The sequence below is a fragment of the Herbaspirillum sp. SJZ107 genome (assembly GCF_006715485.1).
GTDB lineage: Bacteria > Pseudomonadota > Gammaproteobacteria > Burkholderiales > Burkholderiaceae_D > Telluria.
In genome coordinates this window covers 1-4,658 of record NZ_VFNH01000012.1, presented here as the reverse complement: position 1 = coordinate 4,658, position 4,658 = coordinate 1, and the positions used below count along the sequence as shown (strand labels likewise).

3 protein-coding genes are annotated in these 4,658 nt (G+C 64.8%); all 3 read left to right on the top strand.

Annotation, left to right across the window (positions count from 1 at the left end; genetic code table 11):
• The first annotated feature begins 422 nt into the window (after positions 1–422).
• From FBX97_RS29390 to FBX97_RS29380, 3 genes are read left to right on the top strand one after another with little or no spacing between them, the layout of a single operon-like run.
• Positions 423–1,088 (top strand): 2Fe-2S iron-sulfur cluster-binding protein, encoded by a 666-nt coding sequence (locus tag FBX97_RS29390; protein ID WP_141839547.1) that lies wholly within the window; start codon positions 423–425, stop codon positions 1,086–1,088.
• Positions 1,089–1,097: 9 nt separating this feature from the next.
• Positions 1,098–2,084 carry a xanthine dehydrogenase family protein subunit M gene (locus tag FBX97_RS29385; RefSeq protein ID WP_141839545.1) on the top strand — a complete coding sequence of 329 codons (987 nt, stop codon included), beginning with the start codon at positions 1,098–1,100 and terminating at the stop codon, positions 2,082–2,084.
• The gene (locus tag FBX97_RS29380) at positions 2,081–4,354 is read left to right on the top strand and encodes a xanthine dehydrogenase family protein molybdopterin-binding subunit (RefSeq protein WP_141839543.1); all 2,274 of its coding nucleotides are present in this window, start codon (positions 2,081–2,083) and stop codon (positions 4,352–4,354) included. Before FBX97_RS29385 ends, FBX97_RS29380 begins: the two co-directional genes overlap by 4 nt.
• Positions 4,355–4,658 lie beyond the last annotated feature (304 nt).

Below are 4,658 nucleotides of genomic sequence, written 5' to 3'. Positions count from 1 at the left end.
GATAATTTAAGTAATCAGCTGAACTAGTCAGCCGGCACCTTCATCAAACGCCCACACTTATCGACTGTTAATTTTTAAAGAACTTTGTTCTGTACCGCCTTGCTGCGCTTGCGAATCGTTTTGTTCGTCAGCAGCAGAGAAGTGATATTATGCAGTATTTCGCTTAACTCGTCAACTCCATCTTTTTCTTCAGCGCCAGTGGTGTTATCAAAACACCCAGCCCAACTACTTGATTTCGTTCGGCTTTTATTACGCTGCAGAAGCAGGAGCCGAACTATAGCAAATGGATGAGCTTGCGCGCAAGGCCCTGTTGTCGCTTTTTAACGTTCAGCTAAGTGAACCATCTAACAGAAACAATCCACGGCAAGCAGATAATGAACAGCTAACGCTTTCCGTCCGCCGTGCCCTACCGGGAGTACCCCATGTCCGACCAGCCGTCCGATCACCCTTCAAGCACCGATGCGGACGTGGACAGCGCCCGCCGCGGCTTCATGCAATCCACACTGCTCGTCATCGGCGCGACCCAGCTGCCAGCTCACGCCGCGGCGCCTCCGGCGGCAACGGCAGCGGCAGCTGTGCCGCCGCGTCCGCTGACCCTGAATATCAACGGCAAGGATCACACCCTGTCGCTCGAGCCGCGCGTCACGCTGCTCGACGCGCTGCGCGAATCGGCCGGCCTGACCGGCACCAAGAAAGGCTGCGACCGCGGCCAGTGCGGCGCCTGCACCGTGCTGGTCGATGGCCGCCGCATCAATGCCTGCCTGACGCTGGCGATCATGCACCGGGGCGCGAAGATCACGACCATCGAAGGCATCGCCCAGGGCGACGACCTGGCACCGATCCAGGCCGCCTTCATGGAACACGATGCCTTCCAGTGCGGCTACTGCACGCCGGGCCAGATCTGCTCGGCAGTGGCCTGCATCGACGAAATCCGCGCCGGCACCGCCAGCGCCGTCACGCCCGACGTGCGCGAACAAAAGATCAGCTTTACGGATCCGGAGATCCGCGAGCGCATGAGCGGCAACCTGTGCCGCTGCGGCGCCTACAACAATATCGTCGCTGCGATCCGCACGACGGCCAACGCCTGAGGAGCGGCCATGCGCAGCATCGACTTCGAACAGGCCGCCGACCCGGCCGGCGCCATCCGCCTGGTGCAGCAGCCCGACACGAAATTCATCGGCGGAGGCACCAACCTGATCGACCTGATGAAGGGCGACGTCGAACAGCCGGCGCGCCTGGTCGACATCAATCACATCGGCCTCGACCGGATCACCGAGCTCCCCGGCGGCAGCCTGCGCATCGGCGCCGCCGCCCGCAACAGCGATACCGCCAACCACCCGCTGGTCCGCACCCGCTATCCGCTCTTGAGCGAAGCGCTGCTGTCCGGCGCATCGCCCCAGCTGCGCAACATGGCGACTGTCGGCGGCAACCTGCTGCAGCGCACGCGCTGCCCCTACTTCATGGATACCGCCTTCGCCATGTGTAACAAGCGTGCGCCGGGCAGCGGCTGCGGCGCGCGTGAAGGCTACAACCGCATGCATGCGATCCTCGGCATGAGCGATGCCTGTATCGCGGTGAACCCGTCCGACATGAACGTCGCCCTCGCGGCCCTCGATGCGGTGGTCCAGGTGAGCGGCCCGCAAGGCGCGCGCAGTATCCCGATCGCCGAGTTCCACCGCTTGCCGGGATCGACGCCGCAGCGCGATACCGTCCTGCTGCCGGCGGAGCTGATCACGTCGGTCGACCTGCAGCCACCGCTGTTCGCGCGCCATGCCCGCTACCTGAAGGTGCGTGACCGCAGCAGCTATGCGTTCGCGCTGGTATCGGTGGCAGCGGCACTCGACATGTCGGGCGGCGTCGTGCGCCAGGCCCGCATCGCGCTCGGCGGCGTGGCGCACAAGCCATGGCGCGTGCCGGCGGCGGAGAGCATGCTGGCCGGCCAGCCGCTCGACGACGCACGGTCGGCCCGCGCGGCCGCGCTGCTGCTCGAGGGCGCGCAGGGTTTCAAGGACAACCGGTTCAAGATCAAGCTTGCGCAGCGCGCCATCGTGCGCGCCCTGCGCGAGGCGGGAGGAAAAGCATGAGCGTCATCGGACAAGGTATCGACCGCCTCGACGGGCGATCGAAAGTCACCGGGCAGGCGACCTACTCGGCCGAGCACAAGCTGCCGCGCCTGGCCTACGGCGTGATGGTGCTGTCGACGGTGCCGAAGGGACGCATCACGGCGATCGACAGCGCCGCGATCGGGCGCATGCCCGGCGTGATGCTGGTGATGACCCACCAGAACGCGCCGCGCCTGCCGAAGCCGAAAGCGGAGGGCAAGACCAGCGGTAAAGAGGGTAACAGGAGCGCCGGTGCGGAGCAGTCGAAGCCGGACAACAAGCAGCAGCCGCCGAATCCGAAGCTGTCCTTGCTGCAGGACGACCGTGTCGAGTACAACGCGCAGCCGATCGCGGTGGTGGTGGCGGACACCTTCGAGCATGCGCGCGATGCCGCGCGGCGCGTGCAGGTGCGCTATGCGACCGCGCCGGCGCAGCTCGACTTCCAGCAGGCCAAGCTGCATCCACGCCGCCCCGAACCGCAGCCCGAGCGTCCACCGGAGACCGGCCGCGGCAACGCCACGCGCGGCTTGCAGAACGCGGCCACACGGGTCGACGTCACCTTCACCACGCCGATGGAGAACCACAACCCGCTCGAGCCGCATGCGACCATTGCTGCCTGGGAGGGCGATGCGCTGACCTTGTACGACTCGACCCAGAACGTATCGGGTGTGCGCCGCACCGCTGCGCAAAGCCTGGGCATCGATCCGGAAAAGGTGCGCGTGGTCTGTCCCTTCGTGGGCGGCGGTTTCGGCAGCAAAGGCACGACCTGGTCGCACGTGGTATTGGCGGCGATGGCATCGCGCATGGCCGGCGTACCGGTCAAGCTCGTGCTGGAGCGCACCCAGATGTATGGCCCGGTCGGTGCGCGTCCGCTGACCGAGCAGCATTTGCAGCTCGGTGCCAGCCGCGAAGGCAAGCTGCTGGCCGTCACCCACGACACCATCTCGAGCACCTCCTTCGTCGACGATTTCGTCGAACCCTGTACTGCGGTGACCAGGAAGGCCTATGCCAGCGACAGCCTGCAGACCTCGCAGCGCCTGGCGACGCTGAACGTGGGCGTGCCGACCTATATGCGGGCGCCGGGCGAATCGAGCGGCAGCTTTGCGCTCGAGTCGGCGATGGACGAGCTGGCATATGCGCTCAAGATGGATCCGGTTGCACTGCGCCTGGTGAACTATGCGGAAAAGGATCCCGAGAAGGATATTCCGTGGTCGAGCAAGTCGCTGCGCGAGTGCTACCGTGCCGGCGCCGAGCGCTTCGGCTGGGCGCGCCGCAAGCCGGAACCGGGTTCGATGCGCACTGACGGCAAGCTGGTGGGCTGGGGCATGGCGACCGCGGCGTATCCGGCGAACCGCAAGGGTGCCAAGGCCTCCGCCAGGATCAACCCGGACGGCACGGTGCTAGTGCGCAGCGGTACCCACGACCTGGGTACCGGCACCTATACCGTGATGACCCAGATCGCAGCCGATGCGCTGGGCCTGCCGGTGTCGCGCATCCGCTTCGAGCTCGGCGACACCAGCTTCCCGGAAGCGCCGGTATCGGGCGGCTCGCAGACGGTGGCCAGCGTGGGTCCGGCCGTGCACCAAGCGGCGCTGGCCGCGCGCGACAAGCTGGTTGCGACCGCGCTGGGCGACAGCGGATCGGCGCTGCATGGCTTGAATGCGAACGAGGTCGATGCGGTCGATGGCTGGCTGGTGGCAAAGGCCGACCCGAAGCGGCGCGATTCGATGGCGGCCGTGGTCGCGCGCAATGGCGGCAAGCCGATCATCGGCGAAGCAAGCGCCGAACAGGGCGATGAGAAGAAACGCTACGCGATGCAGGCCTTCGGCGCGGTGTTCGTGGAAGTCCATGTCGACCCGGACCTTGGAACGATCCGCGTGCCGCGCATCGTCGGAGCGTACGGCGTCGGGCGCGTCATCAACCGCAAGACCACGCACAGCCAGCTGATGGGCGGCATCGTCTGGGGCATCGGCATGGGCCTGATGGAAAAAACCGAGATGGACTGGCGTGTCGGGCGCGCGGTGAATGCGAACCTGGCCGACTATCACGTGCCGGTGAATGCGGATATCGGCGAGATCGAGATCATCGTCGTCGACGAGCAGGACAAGCATATTAACGAGCTCGGTACCAAGGGCGTGGGAGAGATCGGCATCACGGGGATGGCAGCGGCGATCGCGAATGCGGTTTATCACGCGACCGGCAAGCGGATCCGCGATTTGCCGATCACCCCGGACAAGTTGATCGATGTCTGAGCCGGAACCGTTGTTCATCCAGGCTGTCTATGCTCAGGCATCGGATGTGCGTGTGTGACGAACTGGGCGACACCAGCTTGTCTGGCGTTCTGATATCGGGGGGAACCCGGACAGCAGCGGGTGGCTGCCCAGCCTTTTAATTAGCCGATGGCTGATATGGAAGGCCCAAAGCAAAAAACCCCACTCAGCTCGCTGAGTGGGGTTTCGCTTTACTACTTTACTTACTGCTATTAATTAGCCTGACGATAACCTACTTTCACACTGGTTGCAGCACTATCATCGGCGCAAAGTCGTTTCACGGTCC

What these genes read in the sequence shown, in the direction of transcription:
- FBX97_RS29390 (WP_141839547.1), top strand. Translation starts at nt 423, where the DNA reads ATGTCCGACCAGCCGTCCGATCACCCTTCAAGCACCGATGCGGACGTG.
- FBX97_RS29385 (WP_141839545.1), top strand. Translation starts at nt 1,098, where the DNA reads ATGCGCAGCATCGACTTCGAACAGGCCGCCGACCCGGCCGGCGCCATC.
- FBX97_RS29380 (WP_141839543.1), top strand. Translation starts at nt 2,081, where the DNA reads ATGAGCGTCATCGGACAAGGTATCGACCGCCTCGACGGGCGATCGAAA.